Here is a 24,588-nt window from a genome sequence, read left to right as displayed (position 1 = left end):
GCGTTTTTGTATTTCTACTTTGAAACAGCCCTGCCTAAATCGCCCTTAATAAGGGAGACTTTACTTTAGAAGCTAGGAGAAGCTAGGATTTTCAAAAGCTATAACAGCATCAAGGGAACTAGAGAAGGTCGATGATGCGTTGTTAATGGCGAGATATGTAGTTCCACCAGTGCTAAAGAAAATATAGTCGTTTGCCCCCACTCCCTCACTTCTGAATAAACGAGTTATCTCTGTGGCATTTAGTGCAGAAATTGCGACGGGGGAATTTCCATCTGCCCAAGTAATACTCGGTGCACCACTAGGAAGAGATAAAGTATCGTTCGCACTATTAAAGCCTTCAATAGTGTCAATACCATAGGTTAAACTGGACTCATTCAGACTGTTATAGGTGAAAGTATTATTCCCTCCTCCACCAGTTAGGGTATCTGCACCGAAACCACCGATAAGGGTATCAGTACCACTACCACCAAAAAGCGAATCATCACCACTACCACCGTCAAGAATGTTACTATCAGCAATACCTGCAAGTATATCATTGCCACTACCGCCTTCAAGAGTATCATTGCCATTACCGCCGTTTAAGGTGTCATCCCCTAAGCCACCGATTAGAATGTCATTACCAGCATCTCCTTGAAGACCATCATTACCAGCACCTCCTTGAAGATTATCATTACCATTACCTCCAGTAAAGTCGTTGTCCGCACTGTTTCCTAGTAGAGTATCGTTACCATTACCTCCTGATGCGCGAGTAAAAAAGAAGCGAGTTGCCACGGTTCGATCGAAGTTGCCGTCTCCATCGTCGTCAATACGAATGGTACTACGGGTACTAGCTAAATCTACTAATAAGTTCCCTGTTAATTCACTTCCAACGGTATTAGCTATGATCACGTTTGAAGATGCTGTGCGATCGCCGATAATGGTGTTTGTTGAACCTGTTAGGGTATCCTCAATTCCTGTAGCACCCGCAGTGATTTGGCTATCACTAATGATAATTCTTGCATTTCCTGTATAAGTATAAACTGCCATGATTTTTAAACTCCTTATTTAATTAAATTTTTTAAGTTAATGTTTAAATATTCCCTGCCCTTAAATAATAGAGACTTTATTTATAAAGATGGTACTACAGGTACTAAGTTAACTGGCATACTATAGGTAAAACCAAGACCTGATGCGTCAATATCATTAGTGGAAGTGCGATCTCCAATGACAGTATTTGTAGCACCTGTTAAAGTATCATCAAAATTTCCTGTTAAACCTGTGACGATCCCAGTATTCGTAATAGCAATGGTTGAATCTCCCCTGTAAGTATAAACTGCCATAGTTTTTTCACCCTTTTATTTCGTAAATGTTTTAATTATATTTTTTCCTTATTAATGGGAGTTGGGGATCACCTGAGTTCGGAGTTAAACTTGGCAAATATTGAGTTGAAACTATTTAAAATTGATTTTTCGACCTTATTTACTAATTTTAATGGTTGTTTTACTCATTTTTAAACTCTGTCTTCCCATACTTATTCCACACCTCCTATGCTTCCCCACCTTAACTTTTACCATTTTTCTTATATCGAACTCAGGTGGGATCTTAATATAAGATTAAGCTCAACTATTTTACTTTAGGATTAATGAAAGTAAGGTAGGGGTTTAATAGACTTCGATTTACTATGTAATTTTTCACACCTTTTCTTGTTCAAAAATTAAGATATTGATTTCTTTTTTTACTAATGGAGGTGTGTATCTAATTAACTTTGCAATATCCCTCTAAATCCCCCTCATTAAGGGGGACTTGCGAACAAAAAAAATAGGTCGATTTGACTTAGTTAGTTTTTCTTTATTTACCTGAATCACTCAGGAATACTAGGACTAACTAACTTGGATAATGGCATCAAAGGTAGCTGAAAAAGTCGCATTACTATCATTAATACCAAGATAATCATGACCACCAAAGGTGAAGACAATAGATTGATTTGCCCCTACTCCTTGAGTTCTGAATAAAGTGGAGATGGTACTAGCATCAAATGTACTAATTGTTGCGACACTTGTGCCAATGGTTGTAATGTCTGCTAAATTGGGAGTACGAATAATGTCGCCTGTAGTAAAATCAGTGATATTATCAACACCATAGGTTAAACTAGATTCCCTTAAGCTATTATAGAGGAAAATGTCATTTCCACCGCCACTAGTTAGGCTGTCACCTCCCAAACCCCCAATAAGCGTGTCAACACCAGTACCAGAAACAAGAGAGTCATCCCCACTACCGCCATCGAGGGTGCTACCACCAGTATCCCCAGCCGTAAGGCTATCATCACCACTACCACCATTAAGGGAGTCAACACCTGTTCCCCCAGTTAAGACATCGTCACCGACACCACCGATAAGAGTATCATTATCAGCACCGCCATCGAGAGAATCATCGCCACTGCCACCATCAAGGTAGTCATTTCCCGCACCACCGATAAAGATGTTATCTGCACTGTTTCCTAGGAGGGTATCATTCCCCGCACCGCCTGTAACTGTACCGGTGAAGAAATTTCTTGTTCCCACTGTTCTTTCGTATCCATTTGTCAGATCGTCATCATCATCAATACGAATGGTACTACGGGTACTAGCTAAGTTTATTAATAAGTTATGACCTGCGGTAAGAGCCGAACCATCAATATTATTAGTTGCCGTGATGTCTCCGATGGCAGAGTCTCCCCCAACTAAGGTATCAGGTCCAGAACCTGCAGTGATCAACGTGTCTGTAATGGTAATAGTCGTATTGCCAGTATAATTATAAACTGCCATGATTTTTAAACTCCTTTATTTTGTCGATACTATGATTGATATAGCAATCGTCAATTTAATAAGGATATTCCGAGATTCTTCACTTTCGTTCAGAATGACAATCAAAGTTAGTAAAGTTCAGTACGAAGGTTAGAGATTCAAAGGATAGTATCCCCACTAACGGTCTGTTTGCTATAAGTGAAAATATGATGAAGAATTAATTTTTACTTTCCTTTTCCCCTCCGAGACTGGTTGAAGAAACTTTTACCAATTATTTCAATGATGATCGATACAAAGAATGCACCAACCATCAAAAAGGGAAAAAATATAGTTACTCTAAACCATCGACTCCAGCACCAGCACGGATGATAGAAACCACAGAAGCAAGATCTGCAGGATTGGTCGTTAGATCTAAGGAATCTAACTGAGCCGCTGCCGCCGCAGTGAAAGTAGTAGAGCCACCACCTAAACCAGCAACGGAATCGGGTAAACCGGGATCGACAACTAATTCAGCGAAGTTTTGATCGTTGATAGCTAAACCAGATTCTCCAACTAAAGAAGGATCTCCGGGGGTTTCTAAGGTGGGGGTAACAACGGCTGCACCTGCAACTGTACCTAGTGTTGCAGAGACACCACCAGTAAAGTAAGTACCAGTAGGTAAGGAAATTTCTGCACCAACGGACTGACTAGCACCGTTCATTAAAACGATGGTGGAAGAACCGGAAGCGTAAGTTTGAGCAAAAGCAGGAACAGCTAATAAAGAGCCTAATCCTGCTACACCTAAAGCTAATAAAGTTTTTCTCATGATTTATACCTAAGTAGATATTTGTTGCATTCGATAAATAAACTGCTAAATAATAACATTGACTAATTCCATTGTCAATATTGTAGAAGGAAATTTAGTCTTTGTTTTTAGCACAATTTAATCATATAATATCAGGGTATAAAAAATCATATTTTTTACACTTAATTTATTTTTATTTTAAATAAAATGATATAAAATGCCGATAAAGCAATTTACTAAAGTTATTTTCTCTTGTATCTCTATTCTCTGATAATCTATAATCTATAAACTTTAAAGTTCACATTAATAAAAAAATATTTCACACACACACATATATATATATATATGACTATAAAGTGTTTATAAAGAAAACACGAGATGATTAATAGAAGTTTAATATGAAAAAAAAAAATAAGTATGAGGTGTTTTTATCTTTTTTTACAAATAGATGTATTGGCAAAAATATTCTATATTTTTTTGTATTTTTGATATTTTTTTTGCAAAAAAATGGTAGTAGCTACGCAGTGGTTTTTACGGATAGGGAGGATTTTGTTGAGACAGAGAAGGTGAGTTCGAGTATTTTTCCCAATCAACTTGCTCAGAATATAGAGGAGTATGATTTAGCTCAGTTATTTATACTCAGTCAGGAAATAAAAGGTACTGGTGAAGGTGGGCAACAGGCAACAGGCAACAGGCAACAGGAGTTTTTAAAATACTCTAATGATGGTCTTGTTAAGTATATTCCTGAAGGTGCGATCGCCCAAAGCACTGCTACCCAGATCGCTCTTAATCCTTACAGTTTTGATGAGCAGGTCAATTTAACACCTTTTAATAACAATCTCCTTGCTCAGAATATAGAAGAGTATGATTTAGCTCAGTCATTTATACTCAGTCAGGAAATAAAAGGCACTGGTGAAGGTGGGCAACAGGCAACAGGCAACAGGCAACAGGAGTTTTTAAAATACTCCAATGATGGTCTTGTTAAGTATATTCCTGAAAGTGCGATCGCCCAAAGCACTGCTACCCAGATCGCTCTTAATCCTTACAGTTTTGATGAGCAGGTCAATTTTACTCCTTTCAATAACAATCTCCTTGCTCAGAATATAGAAGAGTATGAAGTAGCACAGCTATTTATCACACCACCTCAAGATGCGCCCATCAAAGATGCCCCTTTGCGGATCGCTCTTAATCCTTACAGTTTTGATGAGCAGGTCAATTTAACACCTTTTAATAACAATCTCCTTGCTCAGAATATAGAAGAATACGATTTAGCTCAATTATTTCTTCCTGAAAGGGAAAACTCTGCTTTTACTCCTCAAATTGCTCTCAATCCTGCGGATTTTGCCCAAGAGGTCAATTTAACACCTTTTAATAACAATCTCCTTGCTCAGAATGTAGAAGAATACGATTTAGCTCAATTATTTCTTCCTGAAAGGGAAAACTCTGCTTTTACTCCTCAAATTGCTCTCAATCCTGCGGATTTTGCCCAAGAGGTCAATTTAACACCTTTTAATAACAATCTCCTTGCTCAGAATGTAGAAGAATACGATTTAGCTCAATTATTTCTTCCTGAAAGGGAAAACTCTGCTTTTACTCCTCAAATTGCTCTCAATCCTGCGGATTTTGCCCAAGAGGTCAGTTTAACACCTTTTAATAACAATCTCCTTGCTCAGAATATAGAAGAATACGATTTAGCCCAATTATTTCTTCCTGAAAGGAGAAACTCTGCTTTTACTCCTCAAATTGCCCTTAATGAATCTTTTACCATCCCCCCACTAGCTTTAAATATCACAGAGAACCAGAATCAAAATTGGCAAAATTCTGACAGTTACTCTTTAGCGAAAGAACAGTTCTTTGCCCAAAGCGATTTATTAGCAGAAGATAGACTAATACCTTTTGAGCGTCAACCTGACCCTAGAACCTTACCCGTTGACCCCTTACAAGATGAACCTCCAGAGCCAGAACAAGAGCCTCCCGATACCATAACTGTACCGCCTGAAGTGGTTGCCGAATTTATTGATAAGGCTTTAAGTGGTACTGCCACAAAATATCCTTGGATTATCGGAGGTTCAGATAGTCTCACTTTTTCTCCTTTTATTTTTAAGCCTCGCATCGATGATATGTATCTTAATTTAGACTTAAGAGAGTCCGATCGCAATCCCTTTTGGAATAAATTTGGTTTTGGTTATTATCCTTATAAAGACCAATTGTACTGGGTGTTAGAAGACAATACCATTGTCGGTAGTGTCGCAGGTATCTTAGGGGGGGCAATCTATGAAGGAAGACAAACAGATATTACTCAACGACAAATATTAACTCAAAGACAGAGTTTTTCTGGTTATCAAGCAGTTTGGGTAATACCTAACGACTTACAAAGACTCTTTAATGTAGAGGATTTATCAAATTTTCAGGTACTTAGTTTAGCAGGGGAAGTAGTTAACCCAGAAGGAGTACCCGCAGGAGATGTTCAATTCAATACCAGTGGTATTGGTACGGGCGAAGAAACAATTATTTTACCATCTCCCCAAGCTGTTAATGATAGTCAAATCGGTGTCGCTTCCACCTTCAATCCCAGAGGGGGAGGAGCGTTATTTCGCAATTTAGATGTAGAAAATAGCCCCCTCATCTTACAAGGTTTTCCTACCAATGATTTAACGGCATTAGCGGATATTGACTTCAAAAGAGGAGAAACTATTTCCAAAGAAATATTAGAAGAAGCAGGAATTTATTGGACAAATCCTATTACAGGAAGTTCAGCTCCTATTTTTAACCGTGAGGTTACTTCCACCCCCGGCATCAAAATCGCTCAAGACGGAAAATTTGACAACCAAGACTTATTAAATATTTTGGTTAATCCTTTCTTAAGCGAAAGAGAGAAAAATTATCATTATTGGAATTCTCTTTTTTGGCTCAATATGGGAATCCAGCCGCCTCAGATTAACACCTTTGAAATTGCTAATGATCAAAAAGACTGGTACAGATTCTACTTCAGTGGCTTACATAATCGTTTTTTACTGCAATACTCCCAAGAAGATATAGGGGCAGTTTTTTATAATCTATTTACTAACCCCGGATTGTCTGTCACCCTCTCAGACGATTTAAACAATGTTGATGAGACTCAAAGTATTAACGCTAGTATTGGTATGATGCTGGGAGCAGTATTTCACACTTTGGATCTGCACATTTTAGATGAGAGTCTCGAAAAAGCCAGAGAAAGGAGGGATAACAATGAAATTTTTAGACCCATTGCCACTAAAGCCACATCAGAACAAAGACGAGATATAAACGTCCGCTTGAATAGTACGATCGGCTATGGTAATTCTGCTAGTAGTTTAAATCAGGTGTCTGGTTTTATCACTTTCCCAACCTATGTTACTCCTGATGAGTCAGACATTTTTCAAATAAGAACGGGTAATATCAAAAGGGCAGTACAATTCATTCAACAAGATATAGGTGATTGGAGGGAAGGAAATACATTTATCGAGTCCGCAAGGCTTTCTAATCGAGATTTTGGACCTTTAACTTTTTTGGGGAATACAATTCCTTTGCAACCTACCGAGTTTGAAAATCGAGGGCAACCTATCAACGAAAATTTTGGTAGTCAGGTAATTTTAATTAGCCCTGAAGGACAAAAATTTGTCCAAGAGTTTAATTCTCGTTATTTAACTACCTACCCTGTACCTATCAAAACCTTTGACTTAGCATACGATCGCTTCGTGTTACGACGAGATTTTGTTCGGGATATAGATATTAAATATTTTAACGGCTATGTAAATTTGCCCACCATCGAAGGGCTTTATAGTGGAACATCAGGAGATTGGGCTTATACAGCCAATACAGGGGTATGGTTTAACGTTGATCCTAACTCTGTCGGGGATTTAAGTCGTAATGATTTTGGCTTTGAAGAACCATGGATAGGGGTTTATGTTAACGCTTTAGCCACAGCTAATTTTTCTACCCCTGAATTTGATGAAAATAATATCTTAAAAGCTATCAGTACCCATAGCCCTTTATTCCGCTTTAGTTGGAATAGTGCCAGTAGTGGTAATAACCCTTGGCAGATTACCCTTGCTTATACATACTCTCGTCAAACTCGCAGTTATGGCACTTCTGTTACCGGTGCATTAGGTATTATTCCTCAGTATGGAAACGGCGAAGTAGTAGGCTTTATTAACGGAAGATTCAGTTTCAATAATGGACCGATTTTCAGGGGAAACTTAGAATTAGGTAATACTGTTTATTATGGTCTTGAAGCAACTCAGAAAATTACAGATAACTTTTCAATAGGTCCTTATGTTCGTAACTATATAGATCTCAATCAGGGATTTAACAGTAGGGAAGAAGAATTAAGCTATGGAGGTATTATTGAGTATCAAATGCCTGACAGTAGGGCTTCTATGCGCCTAGAATTAGGGGTGACAGAAAGCGGTGATTTCATCGGGAGTTTAAAAGGAGATCTACGTTTTTAGGGCTAATGACGATTTAGATGCGTACTAGCTTATAATTGGTTTTGGGAGAGAATTTACTGTAAATTTGAGCTAAAGTCATTCGATAACATTTAGAACTACTCATCAATTTAGTATTGCTTTTTGAATATATTACCTTATCAAACTATCATGAATATAAAACAAATTAAAACTGCCATTATCCCCCTGCTGACAACTTTAACAATGGTTAGCACTACAGCAAAAGAAGCCAATGCCCAAGCTACAGCCACAGGGGCGATCGTTAATTTTATTCCCAGTGCTAGTGGTGATTATATTCAAACAGTTGGAGGTAGTTTATCCGTTCCTGTGGGGAATTTTGGCAATACCTTAACAATAATTCCTGTTCCTAGCACAAGCGGTAGCAATATTGAAGGTAATCCAACTTATGAGTTAGTGGTAAATCCGGGGGGAATAGATTTTAATAATTTAGCCCCTACATTACAACAACAGGCGGCGATTGAACTGGCAAATGCAACGGGCAATCTTTCCCAAATTATTTCTATATTAAGAGCTAATCCCGAATTTTTGCGCAATCCTACCACAGAACAGGCGATCGCAACGGGGGAAAGTACTTTAATGAGTCCTGGGGGTTCAATGCAAACAATTAGTGGAGAAATATCTTTACCTGCAGGTCTATACTTTAAGGGTCTTATAGATGATGGAACTCCTGGCTTAACTGGTTGTGCTGACGGTACTGGTTGCTTTAAGATTAGTCCTTTTGTAGAAGCTCCATTGACTAATCCTACTCCCATAATAACTGAATTATCTGTTAACGCTGGTGCTATTGATATTCTTCAACCTGGCATACTTGATTTCCATTCTACCGCCGCCAATTTATTGACAAATCCGAACAATACTTTAGCAGAGCAAGTATCTATCATCAGAGCGGTAAAAGACTCAGGGGGGGTGTTTTCAACCCAAGTCCAAGCTAGGGCAATGGGTAGCATTACTGTGACTAATCCTGATGGCTTAACTATGTCTGTTAGTGGCGAAATGACATTACCTGCAGGTTTATTTTTTGGGAATGCCCCTAGCCCTTTATGTGCCGCCCCCGGTACATCTGCGGATGTTGGTTGTGTTTCTATCTATCCTGAATATCTGGAAGTAGATCCGGTTAATCTACCTGATTATTTATATATAACAGAATTGTCTATCACTCCGGGAGAAGTATTGCCGGGTAATCCTTTTGCTCCTTCTAGTAGTTTGACCCCTTCTAGTTTTGACTTGAATGCCTCTGCCGCAGCGATTCTTTATTCATATGCAGATCCATTCATAGAATTATCCAATGTTGTTTCTGTTATTCGAGCTGGAGCTGGACAAAATGGTTTATCTCCAGATGATCGTCCTTCTGCTTTTGTTTCTGGTAGTGCGACTTTAGTTCTTCCCAACGGTGCAGTGCAGTCGGTAACTGGAGAATTAAGCCTTCCAAATGCCCTCTATTTTTCTGGAGGAACTGCTAATGGATTTTATGCTAGTTTAGACTGTACGACTTCTGCTTGTTTAGTAATCACCCCAAGTTTTACCATTGATGCGATCGACCCAAACTTAAGTACCATAGATGATTTAGTCGTGGATGGAGGGCCTCCCGCCGCAGATCAGTTATGGGATTTTGATGCGGCCGCTGGTTTCGCTTTAGATCAAGCAACACAGTTACATGAGCAAGTTTCTATCATCCGTGCTGGTGCGGGTGCTGGTTTAGAATAGAAAAACAAATAAAACAGTCAATTTGACGTAAATAACCTCAGTTTGGTTTAAGAATATCCGATAAGGTTAGGTGTCACCTGAGTTCGGAGTTCGGAGTTCGGAGTTCGGAGTTAAAAGCAATAATTATTGACAAAAAAGCTGAATAAATTGATTTTACGTTAGTTCGGGTTAAGGCAATTTTATCGTTATTTCTAAGAAGAAGCTATAAGGTTTTCTGACTACGAGTTGGTTTCAGCTTTCAGCTTATCCAAAACTCAGGTTAAATACAGTTATGACCACCACTGTCGATGATGTTTGAAGAATTTTAGCAGAATTAGCTCAATCTCAGAAAGAAATCGATCGCCAACTGCAAAAAACTGATCTCAGACTCAAACATTTAAGTCAAGAAATAGAGCGTAGCAGTCAACAGAGCGATCGCAAATTTCAGCAACTGAACCGACAATGAAAAAAACCTACCTAGATAGGGGTTGAAGATTGTTCAACCCTTATGAGATTAGATAGTAGCAAAAACACTTGAATCGATACCCACGAAGGTTTTAAGTTCGATAATACTATCTGTGGTTGCACTAAACCCTGCATTAGAATCATTGATAGCGAGGAAATATCTTAACGGTGAATCATTCAACTTGAATAAACTAGCCGTATCAGCTCCGAATGTTGTATTTGTTAACACGGATTGAATGTTTGATTCCGTTAAACCTGCAACGCTCAACATACCAGAATTAAAGGTAATAGAGTTTCGGGTAATAATTTTATCTTCATTGGGATTAAAGTCCTCAATTAAATCATAAAGAGGAACAGCAGAAGTTCCCAAAATAGAGTCTTTAAGATTGCGGTAATCAAAATAATCCATACCGCCTCCTCCTGTGAGACTATCCGCTTCTGCACCACCAATCAGGGTATCATTGCCAAAACCTCCTGTGAGTCGATCGCGTCCGGCATCACCCATCAGCAAATCATCACCATTTTCCCCTGCCAAAAAGTCTCCACCATCTCCTCCTGAAACAGTATCGTTATCATCTCCAGCATAGAGTCGATCGCCTCCTGCTTCTCCCATTAACAAATCATCTCCTTGAGCTCCATAAAGAATATCGTTAGCACCCCGACCATTGATAAAATCATTCTGTGCAGTACCTTCAATAATATCAGGACCTGGTTGGGTGTCAAAAGACGATATGAAACCATTTGGAGTATCATTAATAACGACATAAGCCGTTGCCAGATTGGAATTAAGGAGAGAATCATTCGCTAAGAAAGAAATCGATCGTACCCCTTTATCTCCATCAGTTTCGTAGGTGATATTGCTAATTAAAATATTGGCTTCACCATTCGTAAGTTGTTTGCTAAAGGTTATGACTAAAGGATTTCCATCATCTCCTCCTATAAAAGTACCGATTGGCTGACCATTAATACTTATAATCTGATTACTGGGATTGCTAGTATCAAGAGTTATACCAGAACCAGTATTGAAAGATAGTGTTTCACCAGTGAGGTCATAAGAACCATCAAAGGAAGCGGAAATACTAGGAGTAATAGTTAGTTTACCACCAGTTTTTAATAGTTCCGTATCCACTAGGGTTGACACAGTTCCGATAGTTCTTTCATCAATGATAATGGCAGGATCAGTTGGTGTAACCTGTAAAACATCCCCATCGAGATCATTAATAACAGGAGGGGTATTCACTGGACCAACATTGATACTGACTTTTGCTAGTAAACTAATGGCACTGGTATCATTCGTTGGACTACCGCTTGGTAATCCCGTACTCTTACTACCCAGATTAACATTAGAAGTAGGAATAGTAATTGAACCGTATGCTGTTGATAAACCAGCAGAACCAGTATTATTATCAATCAATCTGACATCTAATTCAGGAGTACCAGTAAAACCATTTACAGGAACAAAACGAATGGAGGTGTTAACAGGTAAAACTAACGCCTTGGTGTCATTAATGGTGTTTGAAGTAATAGCATTAGTAGGAATAGGATACCAACGACGACGATATTCATACTGCCATGTTCCTTGGGTAGAAGCATTGGCAACATTATCCACAACTGCCATTCCCAATAAGTTATTAACATTACTACCTCCCGTCACCCGATCGCGCTCATCATTATATGTATTTTGAGTGGTGTTAAATAAATTACTTATAAGCGTACCTGTGGGATTAGTATTGTTAGAAGCAATAGCGGGTAAAGTTACATCATCTGCGAGAGGACTATCATTAACAGGAGTAACGCTTAGGTTTAGATTCGCTGTTGCCGTAGCGCCCTGTGTATCGCTAACAGTATAGGTGACAATCGGTACTGTTCCGTTAAAGTTAGGTGCAGGGGTAAAGATATAACCACCGTTGGAATCAATAGTTAAATCTCCTACAGTGACATTTATACCATTAACTTTCTTGGTAATGCTAGTTACACTATTATTACTGTTAGGGGGGATACTGAAGGTTTCTGCAACTCCAATAGTTCCATCCCCATTAACATCAACGCTAAATTGGGTAATTCTTAAGATGTCACCATTAGGGTCACTATCATTGGCTAACAGTCCAGTGGAGGGACTTGCCGTGATATTTAAGGGCGTGTCTTCTGGAGTTGTATTCGTTTCCCCTTGGACATTGGGAGGTTCGTTTGAAAATACGGTTATAGTTGAGGTGATCGCCAAAGTATCATTTATATTATCATCAGTATAATTATTACCATTTTCATCGGTGTAAGTAGTACCGTTAGACCCACTGTCGGAAAGAGAGGTAATAGTTATAACTCTGGGATTAATATCGTTCGGGTCTTGATCTGTATTACTATAAGTCATACTGTTTATCAAGACTGCCATTTGCGTGGTATCTAAACTACCTCCACTAAAAGTAAGGGTAACTGTATTTGAAGCATCCACATGAACATTGTAGTTAAAACCATTTGTAGCAGTTGTACCTGAACTATTACTTAAGCTGATAGCCGTACCATCAATGGTTAATATTTCATCACTGTCGGTGACATTGGTAATAGTTATTTCAAAGTCTGTGAGGGTTTGACCTGCTTCAATAGTATTAGCAGAAGCACCACTAAATACGGTTACAGGGGGATCGCCTTCCGTGTAGGTAGGATTATCTCCTGTAGCAGTAAGAGTAGGTTCATCATTGACAGGAATAACTGTTATGGTTCTGGTTAAAGCAGTGCGATCGCTTCCCCCATTATCTAGTCCATCTCCATCAATAACTAGAAAACGTATTGCTCGATCAATTGCAGAAGGATCATCTGATGTATTGTTAAATGTAACATTTTCGATTAATGCTTCTACTGCTGTCGGGGTTGCCTCGTCGCGATCGAATCTGATACGGAGTTCTGTTCCATTCTGTCCATCTAAACTTGGTACAATGACACCGATGCGTTGCCCTTGATAGTTAACGATATTATTATTTACCCCAGTAATAGTTATATCACCACTGGTATTGATACCGAGTTGATCACCAGAATCGAATGAACTATTATTCACTCCTCCCGGATTAAGAGGACTAGGATAAAAGACTCTCAAAAAACCACCATTGAAGTTAGGAGAATCAATATCACTCAAAGTCACATCATTATCGTAAATTTCCGCAGGTTCACCTTCTATGTGGATTAAATTATCTAGGTCTGTAAAAGTTGGAGAATCATTAACCCCTACTAAGTTAACAGTAAAAGTTGCGATACCAGAGGTAAGATTGCCGTCATCAGTAACGGTAGCACTAAAGACACGAGTACCATTGGGGTCATCGGAAGAACTGTTATACTTCAGGTCATCAACAAGGGTTTCAAAGTCTCCTAACGGAGCTGTAACACCACTATTATTAGTAAAAGTGATAGTACGCTGACCACTAACATCAGACACATTGTAAGCAAAAGTTGTACCACCATAGGTAACAGTTCCAAAACCTGTGGCAGAGGTTAAGTCAATGACCGTTGTACCTAAACGCAGTTGATCCCCTGTTTGTATGGTATTACTGTCTATACTAATTGTTAGGTTACTTAAAACAGTGCTATCAGGATCGCTAACATTAGTACCAGAACCGTTATTAATAGTGAAGTTAACCGCATTCGCCCCCGTGTCAGGAACGCTCATTTCTGTGAAAGTAGTGGTATAGTTAAGAGTCCCCAAGTCGGTGGGATCAAAGTCAATGACAGGGGGATCATTGGTGGGTGTAATCGCTATTCCCCCAGAAAGAGTGTCGGAGTCTAATGGATTTAGTCCTCCTGCATTGTTGTTTACACCTTGAACATTATTCCCATCATTTACAAAAATATTATATTGACGGGTGTTATCCGTACCAAAATTAGTGGGGTTATCACTAGAACTTCTGTACTGAATATTGTTAAGAATATTATTTACCTCAGTCAGAGTGGTATCCTCATCGAGGGTGATAAGAAAAGGAATGTTACCTGTACCACCACTTACTGTGACACCATTAGGTAGGGTAAAACTGGGATCAATTTGCAGTATGTCTCCGCTCACCCCGTCTGTGATTCGTGCTGTAATAGTACCTGCACCAAAAATATTAGAAGCTAAACCATTGGTGGTGGTTAAGTCAATATCTGTAACATCAGAATTACTGAGTAAGTTGACAGGTTCTATGGAGTTTCCTGTGCCAGTGGTGTTATTTTCTGTAACGGAAATATTTCCATGAGTAGCAGTTAAAACAGGATTATCATTGCGAGGACTAATAGGTGCTGAAAGGTCGATCGCTTCTGACCATGTGCTAGTCTGAGTTAAATTACTTGTAATATTTACGCCACTAGCAAAAGTTTGGGAAGTATCTGCAACTCTGACACTTAAAGGATCAGGATTGCCATTAAAGTTAGCATTAGGTACAAAGCGTAATTGTGCATTTTCGGGGAGAATTAAAGCTGAATTATCGGAAACCGAACCCACATTAACCCAACCACTACCCGTGTTATATTGCCAATTTCCTTGGGTTGCCGAATCGGCGGTGTTACCGACGATCGCAATTCCACCGAAAGAACTACTGGCATTACCTCCCCCTGTAATTCCTGTTTGGTTATCAGTTGCATCACTATAGCCAAAGTTAGCACCTGTTACATCAAGGGCAGGAGTGGGATTATCTTCCACTGCACCTGTAATGGAAGTATTAGTAGCAGTGGGACGATCATTTATATTAGTTATACCATTAGTGGTAATAGTAACAGTACCATTTGACCATGCACTTGTACCTCCCACCGTACCAAGATTTTTAAAATCACTCGAACTGGTACTTGCAGTTAAAATATTTGTACCATCGGCTAAACGAACGTTTAAACTACCCGGAGTGCCAAAGAAGTTAGGATTGGGTACAAAACGAATATCTCTTCCTGCGGGAATAATGAGAGCATTTGCATTAGATAATCCGCTATTAGGAATATTAATCCATCCGCCACTGCCGTTACTATATTGCCAAGTACCTTGCCCTGCTACATAGTTATTACTACCAATAACTGCGATCGCACTCATGGGTGTATCATTATCTGTACCGACGGCAGTAACTATATCGTCGAGGTTATCAGAATAGTTAGCAGGATCGAGAATCAGACTATTAATGATTGTACCGCTAGGATTATTATTATCTTCTGATTCTTGGTTAATTGATACTGTACCTTGGGCAATAGGTGCATCGTTAACAGGATTAACATTAACGGTAATAGTATTGGGAGTTTGATCTAAATCGACTCCATTATTATCTGTGCCTCCATTATCTTCTACTTGGAAGGTGAAAGTAGCGTAGTTATTGCCATTTTCGTTGGTGTCGGGAACAAATCTTAAATTACCAGCGCTGACATCCGCAACATTTATAAATGTACCAGCAGTGATAGATGAACCATTAAGAGTTAAAGTACCGTTGGTGGGTAAAGTAGTAATTAAAACTCGATTAAGGTTATTAGGTGCGATCGAATCATTAGGAAGATCAGTAAAACCAAAATTAGCAGTAGTAAAGGTATAAGCCGCATCTTCATTAGTGGTAACGGTATTATCTGTACCACTAGGGGCATCGTTAACAGAGGTGACACTGGTGGTTAAGGTGACAGCATTACTGGAGTTGCTATACTGGGTTGTACCACCACTAAGGCTATTATCATTACTAACGTTGACCGTTGTGCCTGAAGTTACCGCCCCAGAAGAAGTATCTATTAAACGGGTAATTAAACTCCCCGGAGTGCCGTGATAGTTAGCAACAGGCACAAAACGCAATAAATCAGTGGGAGCTAGAACAAAAGCACTGCTAGAAGATACAGAAGGTAAAGGAGTCCAACTTGTGCCACCATTAGAAGAATATTGCCAAACTCCTTGAGTAGAAGCATTAGCATTGTTATTGGTGATGGCAATTCCTGCAAAATTGTTGGGGGATGAACCACTATTGACGATTTGGTTATCTCTTACATCAGAAAAAGTAGGGTTAAATAAAGAATCAACTGTTGCACCAACAGGGTTAGTATTGTCTTCTAAAATTGATGCTAGGTTGGTGGTAGCAATGGTGCGAGTAGGAGCATCATTTACAGGGGTAATTTGAATACGAATAGTGTCTGTGTCGTTGGAAAAGGCAGTTGTGCCACCGTTAGTAGTAGTATTAGCAGTTCCGCCATTCGTGCCAGTGGTTTGATCCCATGCTCTGAAGGTGATACCACTTGCTAAAGTACCGTTAATGTCTGTATTCGGAGAGAAGAAAAGACGGGTATTTCCATCATTTGCCAATAAAAGAGCATTACTGTCGGACAAAGTTCCCGTAAATTCAGTCCAATTTGTCCCGTTATTGGTAGAGTAATAAATTTTCCCTAAATTACTGGCATTAGTTAATGCGATACCTGTGGAGGGGTTATTATCTACATCAGTGATGTTGTCATTACCACTGCCATTAACTAAATCGACAAAGTCACCAATTAAAAAGCCCACCGCCCCAGAGGGAATACCTATATCTTCTGTGGTGGAGAGACTTAAATCAGGAGCAGGATTTAAGACAGGAGCATCATTAATAGGATTAACAACAACAGTAGCTATGCGGTTAACGTTTTCATTAAAATTATCGTTATTGTAAGTTACACCATCCACATCAAAAGAATTATTAGCTCCACTATCGGTTAAAGTGGTGATAGTAATAGTTCGATTTCCCGCCGTGGGTGCTTCACTGTTATTTTGATAAGAAAGACCATCAACTAAACTGTTAATTTGACCCGTGGTTGCATTTCCTGTCTTTGTAATGGTTAGGGTTGCAGTTCCAGATGATTCAGAAACGTTGATAGTATAACCATTAGTAGTATTAATAGTATTACCATTTGTTAATGTAACTGCACTTCCATCAATATTTAAAACTTCATTTACTCCATCACTGACATTACTAACAGTTAATTGTAACTGAGTTAAAGTTTGTCCAGATTCGATCGTACTGCTTGATATAGTACTGAAAAGATCAACAGCAGAAGCATTTTCGTTATAGGGTGCATTGCTAACTCCTGTTGCGTTGAGAGTAGGTTGATCATTAACAGGAATAACTTCAATGGTTGAGACTAAATTAAGATTACTGTTATCATCACCACCGTTAAGCACACCACCATTATCTGTGATGGAAGTAATAGTAACCACTCGATTTCCCGCCGTCGGATCTTGACTTGTATTACTATAAGCAAATCCATTAACTAAAGCATCTATTTGAGCAGGAGTTGCACCAGTGGTGTGGTTAATTGTAATAGTTGAAATTCTTGTGCCTGAATTGTAACTAATGGTTGCTGTAAACCCATTATTGATATTTAGGTTTGTTACATTAGTAATCAAGGGACGATTAACACCATTAAGACGTATTCTTTCTGAAGTTCCATTTCGGATATTATCAACAGTAAAGACAAGTTGATTAATTAATTGTCCCGCTTCAATGGTACTTGTCACCGAATTATTAAAAAGAGTTTTAAAATTATTCCCTTCTACAAATTTAGGATCTAAACCATTACTTATTAAAGTGGGTTCATCATTAACAGGAATAACCGTAATATTTCTGGTAGCTGTACCCGTAGCCGCTCCAGCACCATCAGAGTTAGCATCAGTGACGTTATAAGTGATAGTACGAGTTGTATTAGTGGGATCATCACCAGTATTGATGAAGGTAAGAGAGCGTAAAACGGTCTCATAATTCGCTTTTGTGTCTATGCCAGAAAGAGTTAAAACACCTGTGCCAGAATTATAACTATCAAAAGTAATATTCGTACCAGCGATAACTTGCCCAACAGTAGCACCGTTAATATTTAAAACATCCCCTGTTGTGAAACCACTGCTAATAGAAATAGTGGCATTTGTCATCTGGGTATCATCCACATCTGTTAGAGTGATGGCATTATCAACATCGATAGCGGTATTGTTGCCAATTTGCCCCACTGCTTCGGTAAAGATAGCATTACCCGTAGTCGGAGTGATAACAGGTGCATCTGGTTGAGGGGTAATATTAACGGTAATAGCTTGACTGAAACTCAATGCTCCTCCACTTCCTTGAGAACCGGAAGGGATAGGATCGCCATTGATACTGTTACCATCATTAATGGTATAAACTAAATTGACGGATGGTAGAGGATCTTCAGTACTATTACGATAAGTAACTTGTTGTAAAGCACTGTCAACTAAACTGTTAGTAGCATTATTATTAAAATTAATGGTTAAAACACCACCAGTATTAGTAAAAGTACCGATCGTCGTTCCGCTAACAATTACGTTACCACCACTGAGAATTGAGCCTCCAAAAATATCTTCAGCATTAGGGGTAAATGTACCATTGTTACTGCCATCAACTGTACCTCTTTGAATGGTTAAAACTGAGCCGCGCCAGTTGTTGAATAATTCTAATTCATTGTCTTTTAAGATAGCATCACTATCAAGAATAATTGCACCATCATTCTCAATGTAAGGGTTAGCAGAAGTACCATCTAACTGATTAAAGAAGGGTCGATCGTTGATGTCAGATACATTGATAATAACTTGTTTTTGATCGGTTAAATTTCCCCCATTTCCACTGATAAGAGTACCGCCATTGCCTAAATCTTCCACTAAAATATCCAGGGTAGCGGCAAGATCAGAGTTAGAGTTTGTGGGTGTATAAATTAAACCATCAAGGGCTTGATTAATTGATTCTTTTGTGCCTTCCAAGACAACAATATGTGCATCAGTATTACTATCTACTAAACCAGATGCCCCATTGATTGTTAAAGTACCATCAGGATTACCACTTTTTGTGACTGTAAGTGTGACTCGGAAATTATTTACGGCATCAGGAGTGTTCGTAACGTTGAAATCATTAATATCGTCGATCGAAATAAGATTACCGTTCCCGCTACTAAAAGTAATACTAGAATTATTCAGAATCTGAGTATTTGGTACTGTTACAGTGGGAGTATCATTAACAGGAGTAACAGTAATAGGAATATCAGCGATCGCAATATTACTGCTTCCTTGTCCAACACTACCTTGTCCAACAGCCTGAATATTTAGAGTATCACTACCATTAAAATTAGCATTGCCCGTATATCGTAAGGCATTAAACAAAGCATCAATGGATGCTGGTTCAAAAGTACCAGTTATATTAATAGTATTTGTTCCTTGTCCTGTAATGGTAAAACCAGAAGGAGGATTATTAAAAGACAAAGTACCATTTGTTACCGACAACTGAACTGTATTATTAGTTGCCTGAAAAGTATCAGGATCTCTGACTTCAATACCGCTAAAAATTGCTCCACTTGCTACATCTTCTGTAACGGTAACATTTGCGGGAACATTAAGGATTCCAGTATCCTCGTTAACAGTAGAAACATTGATATTAATTACTCTCGTAATCGTGTTATTGGCATCATTTAAAGGTAATGTACCTCCAGAAGGATTTTGATTTAATAAACCACCATTTGCCCCAATAACATTACCACTACCATCATAAAGGCGATCGTCCACAGTTACATTAAGCTCGATCGTCTGGTTTAAGTCGGTATTGGTTTGATAAGTAAGAGAGGCTAAAGCGTTGTTTATATCTGCTAAAGTTCCCTCAATAACTAATTTATTCCCTAGGGTATTATTAGTACCTTGAATGAAAGTAATACCTGTTGTGTTGGTCAAATTCAATGTACCACTATCAAAAGTATCACCACTATTTTGACTACCATAGGCTTGAGTTAACTTAGGATCGATCGTAACTCGGATTCGATCGGTTTCACCCACCACAACATTAACTAAATCAACATCTGCAACGCTAATACCCGTAATAGCGAGGGGATCAGGTGAACCCAAATCAAAAGTAGTAGTAGCAGTAGCTAGAGTTGCCTTGTCGTTAAGGGGATTAACTTTAATGTCAAATTGTGCTACATTGGTAGTTTTGTTTCCATCACTGATAGTGAAACGGAAAAAATCAGTAAAGTTTTCTGAGCCGTTATGTTTATAGCTTAATCTACCATCATCAATATCTTTTTGAGTGAAGGTACTGCCAACCCCTAAGACTTTACCATCTAATAATAACGTGCCATTTTGGACTGCCTGGGTAAGGCGATATTGTCTTTGAATACTGTTGTTATCAGAATCTATTGCTTGTAATAAACTATTATCAATCAGTCCAGTATCACCTTCATTTAAGGGAGTAACGAAACCTAAACCCTTATTGGTAGCAGTTGCAACTTCCCCCGGAAAAGGATCGGGAATGGTAATATCATTAGCAGGATCAGTAGATGATGTTAAAGGTACGATCGGAGTATCATTGACAGGGAAAATATCGATATTGATGACAGCATTACCACTAATACTACTATCAGGTTGAACTTCAGGTATATTTTGGTCATCTCTTGCTCGAACCGTAAACTGATCAAGAAAATTCTCCGTGCCGTCGTGAAGATACTTAACTTTATCGTCAATTAAGTCTTGTTTAGCAATCCATTGAGTTGTAGTAATGATTTCTGTTGATGTATCTACTCCCGGATCAAATTTTCCATTTCCATTATTATCAGTGAAATCAAGACCATTTCCATTAGCATCAAGAAATAAAGTACCATGAGTCGGTAGAGCCGTTACTTGAAATTCAAGGATATTGATGGTAGCGAAACCTATTCCTACTTTATCTGAGTTGCCATTATCACCATCCACATCATTAAGACTTAATTGAGAAGATGTTATGGTGGTTACTTCTCCTTCTTTTAAAGTAACAGAAGAACCTTGACCAATGGTAGGAGTATCGTTAACAGGGTTAACATCTATACTAAAAGTATCATTAATGCGAATTTCACCACCATAACTGACGGAATAGTCAAAACTACTGATAAAATTTTCTGTGTCGTTATGAACAAAAGTGATTAAACCATCATTAATATCTTGTTGAGTAAAAGTAGAGTCAATAACTAACTTAACTCCATTTTTGAATAATCCACCACTAGGATCAATATTATCAGGTAAAGATTTTAGAGTATAAACAACTTGCTCATCCTGTATTACTGTTACTCCAGAGTTTACAAATTTGTAATTTAACATTTCATCAGTGATGACGTTGAAACCACCTTCATCGGGAACTTGAGGAGAGTTATTTTTTGTAAAAGTAGTATTTACATCAACTATAGGAGCATTATCTAATCTTGTACCCGTATCACCTCCATAACCAGTGGTTGAACCCGAAGGATTTGTAACTAGGGGATCAGTTTGTGGATTATTGATATTAATGTTAAAGGTGATAATATCTAAAGGACGAGGATCGATCGACGGTAGAGGTGTACTTCTTATCCCCCCCTCCTCATCTGCAATAGGAAAAATAGTTCTTAAAGCGGAGTCTCTGACAACGAAACTGAAAGAATCATTATCTGTGGCATTGGTACTATGAACTTCATGAACATAACGAATATCCTCGTCATCAATTTGTTTTTGAGTAAATAAACCACCGATACCTAAGTTAACCCAATTATTATCATCATTTTTATCTCCCGTTGCTCCTCCTATGTATAGCTGTAGAACACCTTTTGTGGGGCGACTATCAAGGGAATAAACTAAATTTTTTGCTTCGCTATCAATATCATCCACTCGTAAAAAGCTATCTGTTATAACTGTAGTGCTTCCACCTTCTACTGTTAAAGGATTATTAACTCCTAAAGTGGGATCGTCATCAACAGGATTGATAAATACAGGAATAGTAGCGGTGGTACTTAACTCATTTCCTGCACCTAAACCGCCACCTGCATCAGTAACAGTGATAGTATAGAAGGGTAAGGGTAAAGTTGGTTCAGCACCATTACTATCAAATCTAATTTGATCAACTTGATCTGCGGTGAAGGTTTGCCCAACGACTAAGTCTTCTCCAGTATCATAAAAACCATTGTTATTAGTATCAAAATATAGTCTTCCTTGACCTGCATTATCTACCGCATCAATTGTTACAGTGGCAGTAGCAGGAGTGTCGGCAATGTCTCCCAAATCGATAATGGGTGCTCTTACGTTGTTAATTGAACCTTCAAGAAAAGCAACTTCCTCAAAACCAACGATGGGGGCTACATTAACGGGAATTAAATTAATATCAATTTGAGTGATGGCAGACTCACCACCACCACCATCATTAACTTTGACGGTGAAAAAATCTGTATCACCAGGACTAACATCATCGCCATTATGGGTATAAGTTAGTAGAGATAATTGATCATAAGAGAATACAGAACCAACTACTAAAATATTGCCATCTAGTCTTAAAGTACCTTTAGTGGGAAGACTTTCGATACTGACAATCTGTTGGGTTACTACTTGTTGCCCTGTGATGATGTCCGGATCAGATAAACCAAATTGATCATTAGTAAAAACTACGTTAGCCTCTCCTTCATCAACGGCTAAGGCACTTATTGGAGTTAAAATAGGATCATCATTAACCGCAGTAATTGAAAGAGAAACATTTTGACTGTCAGTGGTAACAATAGGCGGATTTATTCCATCAGAAACACTACTACTTATAGATATACTAAGAGTTTCATTACCGTTGAAGTTAGCATTGGGAGCGAAAGCTAAACCACTTAAGGCATCATTTACATTTGCTAAAGTTCCAGAAAATTCTACGGCAGTGTCATTTGTTCCATCTCCTGTTGTAAAAGTTAAATTCGGTATAGCATTGGTATCAAGAGTTAATGTGCCATTAGATACCGTGAGAGTGACAGTTACGATCGCACTTGGATCATCATTAAGGGAAATAGTATTAAAAATAAGGGAATTATCTTCGTTAAAAATATACTCGAAGGGAGTGAGATTAGAGTCAATTATTGTAACAGCCATATTTTTTTTCTTTCTAAGAGTTAAATTAAGTTGAAAAATAAAATAAATTTTTGAGAATAAAAGGGAATAAATTAATACTATTTAATATCGTTTGCTACTATAAACAATGTATGAATACGGCAAAAGTCTTGCCTCACAAAATTCTTTTAGGTGAGTACCTAAGTGTAATCCACAGTATTATCTTTTTTTTCTAGGCAACAAATCGTAAAAATTGAAATTGGATTATAGATAACAATATGAACTAGACATAGGAATTTCAATACTATGATCTTAACATTATTCAATTATGAGAAATAATTTATTGTTTAAAGTTTTAATAAAGTCTTTTTTTTAAATTTTTATAAACTTAATTATTTTTACTGAGAAACACCCTTAATTATTTTTACTGAGAAACACCTAAGTTTGACCTAAAATCTTAGATCAAGGTAGGCAACGGGCAACAGTGTTTAACTTGAATTTTAAATAAATTGTTGTATTTGTATGCAACTTTTGCTAATAAAGATCTAAAAACTTGAAAAGAAAAACATCTTTATCGCAACTAATTTTTAGATAAGTATTATTACGAGTTTATATATAGGGTTTATCTAAATCTAAATACTGAGGTATATCACTTAATTGGATTCAGTAATGGAGAATAAGCAATAATGTTAAAAATATCTTACCTCATAAATTTGGGAATTGCTATATTAGCGTTCTAAATGATCAAATAATTTTTAATAAAAATTACTTCTTATTGACTTATTACTTATTACTTATTACTTAAAAAAACTCTAAACTCCTAACTCTAAATTCCTTGGCAATTAAGCTGTTTTCATGTCTCTTAAACTGTTGATGTCCACCTCAATGGAAGGCCCCATAGAAGAAGAAACGAACATTGTACGCCAATAACGACCTTTAGCACCAGAAGGACGATTGCGATCGACGGTTTCTTGAATTGCTTTGAGGTTGGTCAACAAGTCATCAGCAGAGAAAGATGCTTTACCGAACATTACGTGAACAATACCACTGCGATCGGCTCTGAATTCTAATTTACCTGCTTTAAATTCGTTAATAGCACCCACTAAATCGGTGGTAACAGTACCACCCTTGGGAGAAGGCATTAAGCCTTTAGGACCTAAAACACGACCTAATTTAGCAATTTTGGGCATCATGTCAGGAGTAGCGATTAAGACGTCAAAATCCATCATTCCTTTTTGGATTTCATCGATTAAATCTTCATCACCGACTAAATCTGCACCGCCGTCACTGGCTTCTTTTACTTTTTCCCCTCTGGTGATAACTGCAACTCGAACAGTTTGTCCTGTCCCTTTGGGTAAGCTAACAGTAGTTCTTAATTGTTGATCAGTATATTTAGGGTCAATTCCTAAACGGATATGTACTTCGGCAGTTTCATCAAATTTTGCCGTTGCGGTTTCTTTTAACAGTTGTAATGCCTCTAAAGGCTCATAGGCTTTAGCCTCAACTTTGGCTAAGGCTTCTTTAAATCTTCGACTTAATTTCTTACTCATTGGTGTAATGTATCTCCTTGGGTAAACTAACGAAGTAAAAACCTCTCCCCAGATTGCGAAAATCTTTTAGCAG

At 38.1% G+C, this 24,588-nt stretch carries 8 protein-coding genes; 2 read left to right on the top strand and 6 right to left on the bottom strand.

What is annotated here, in order from left to right; translation table 11 throughout:
• Positions 1-72: 72 nt before the first annotated feature.
• The 4 genes from Dongsha4_RS11850 to Dongsha4_RS11835 form a co-directional block, all read right to left on the bottom strand.
• Positions 73-1,026, bottom strand: coding sequence for a calcium-binding protein (locus Dongsha4_RS11850; RefSeq protein ID WP_330202580.1), 954 nt, complete (start codon positions 1,024-1,026; stop codon positions 73-75).
• An 80-nt stretch (positions 1,027-1,106) separates the two neighbouring features.
• A complete protein-coding gene (locus Dongsha4_RS11845; protein ID WP_330202579.1) occupies positions 1,107-1,319 on the bottom strand; it encodes a hypothetical protein in 213 nt (70 codons plus the stop codon).
• Positions 1,320-1,859: 540 nt separating this feature from the next.
• Positions 1,860-2,783 carry a calcium-binding protein gene (locus Dongsha4_RS11840; RefSeq protein WP_330202578.1) on the bottom strand — a complete coding sequence of 308 codons (924 nt, stop codon included), beginning with the start codon at positions 2,781-2,783 and terminating at the stop codon, positions 1,860-1,862.
• A 310-nt stretch (positions 2,784-3,093) separates the two neighbouring features.
• On the bottom strand, positions 3,094-3,567 hold the full coding sequence (locus Dongsha4_RS11835; RefSeq protein WP_330202577.1) for a hypothetical protein: 474 nt from the start codon (positions 3,565-3,567) through the stop codon (positions 3,094-3,096).
• Between the two features lie 464 nt (positions 3,568-4,031).
• On the opposite strand from Dongsha4_RS11835, the gene Dongsha4_RS11830 reads away from it, so the two are divergent.
• Positions 4,032-8,015, top strand: a complete 3,984-nt coding sequence (locus Dongsha4_RS11830; protein WP_330202576.1) for a hypothetical protein — start codon at positions 4,032-4,034, stop codon at positions 8,013-8,015.
• A 147-nt stretch (positions 8,016-8,162) separates the two neighbouring features.
• Positions 8,163-9,737, top strand: coding sequence for a hypothetical protein (locus Dongsha4_RS11825; RefSeq protein WP_330202575.1), 1,575 nt, complete (start codon positions 8,163-8,165; stop codon positions 9,735-9,737).
• 493 nt (positions 9,738-10,230) lie between these two features.
• Here Dongsha4_RS11825 and Dongsha4_RS11820 read toward each other — a convergent pair whose 3' ends face one another.
• Both Dongsha4_RS11820 and rplA read right to left on the bottom strand, forming a co-directional pair.
• Complete coding sequence (locus Dongsha4_RS11820; RefSeq protein ID WP_330202574.1) at positions 10,231-23,007, bottom strand: cadherin-like domain-containing protein; 12,777 nt, start codon at positions 23,005-23,007, stop codon at positions 10,231-10,233.
• Positions 23,008-23,807: 800 nt separating this feature from the next.
• Complete coding sequence (gene rplA, locus Dongsha4_RS11815; protein WP_330202573.1) at positions 23,808-24,515, bottom strand: 50S ribosomal protein L1; 708 nt, start codon at positions 24,513-24,515, stop codon at positions 23,808-23,810.
• Positions 24,516-24,588: the final 73 nt, after the last annotated feature.

Origin of the sequence: Cyanobacterium sp. Dongsha4 (assembly GCF_036345015.1) — a bacterium.
In the GTDB taxonomy this organism is placed as follows: Bacteria; Cyanobacteriota; Cyanobacteriia; order Cyanobacteriales; family Cyanobacteriaceae; genus PCC-10605.
Note: the sequence above shows the minus strand (reverse complement) of the source record. Positions and strands in the feature narration are given on the sequence as shown.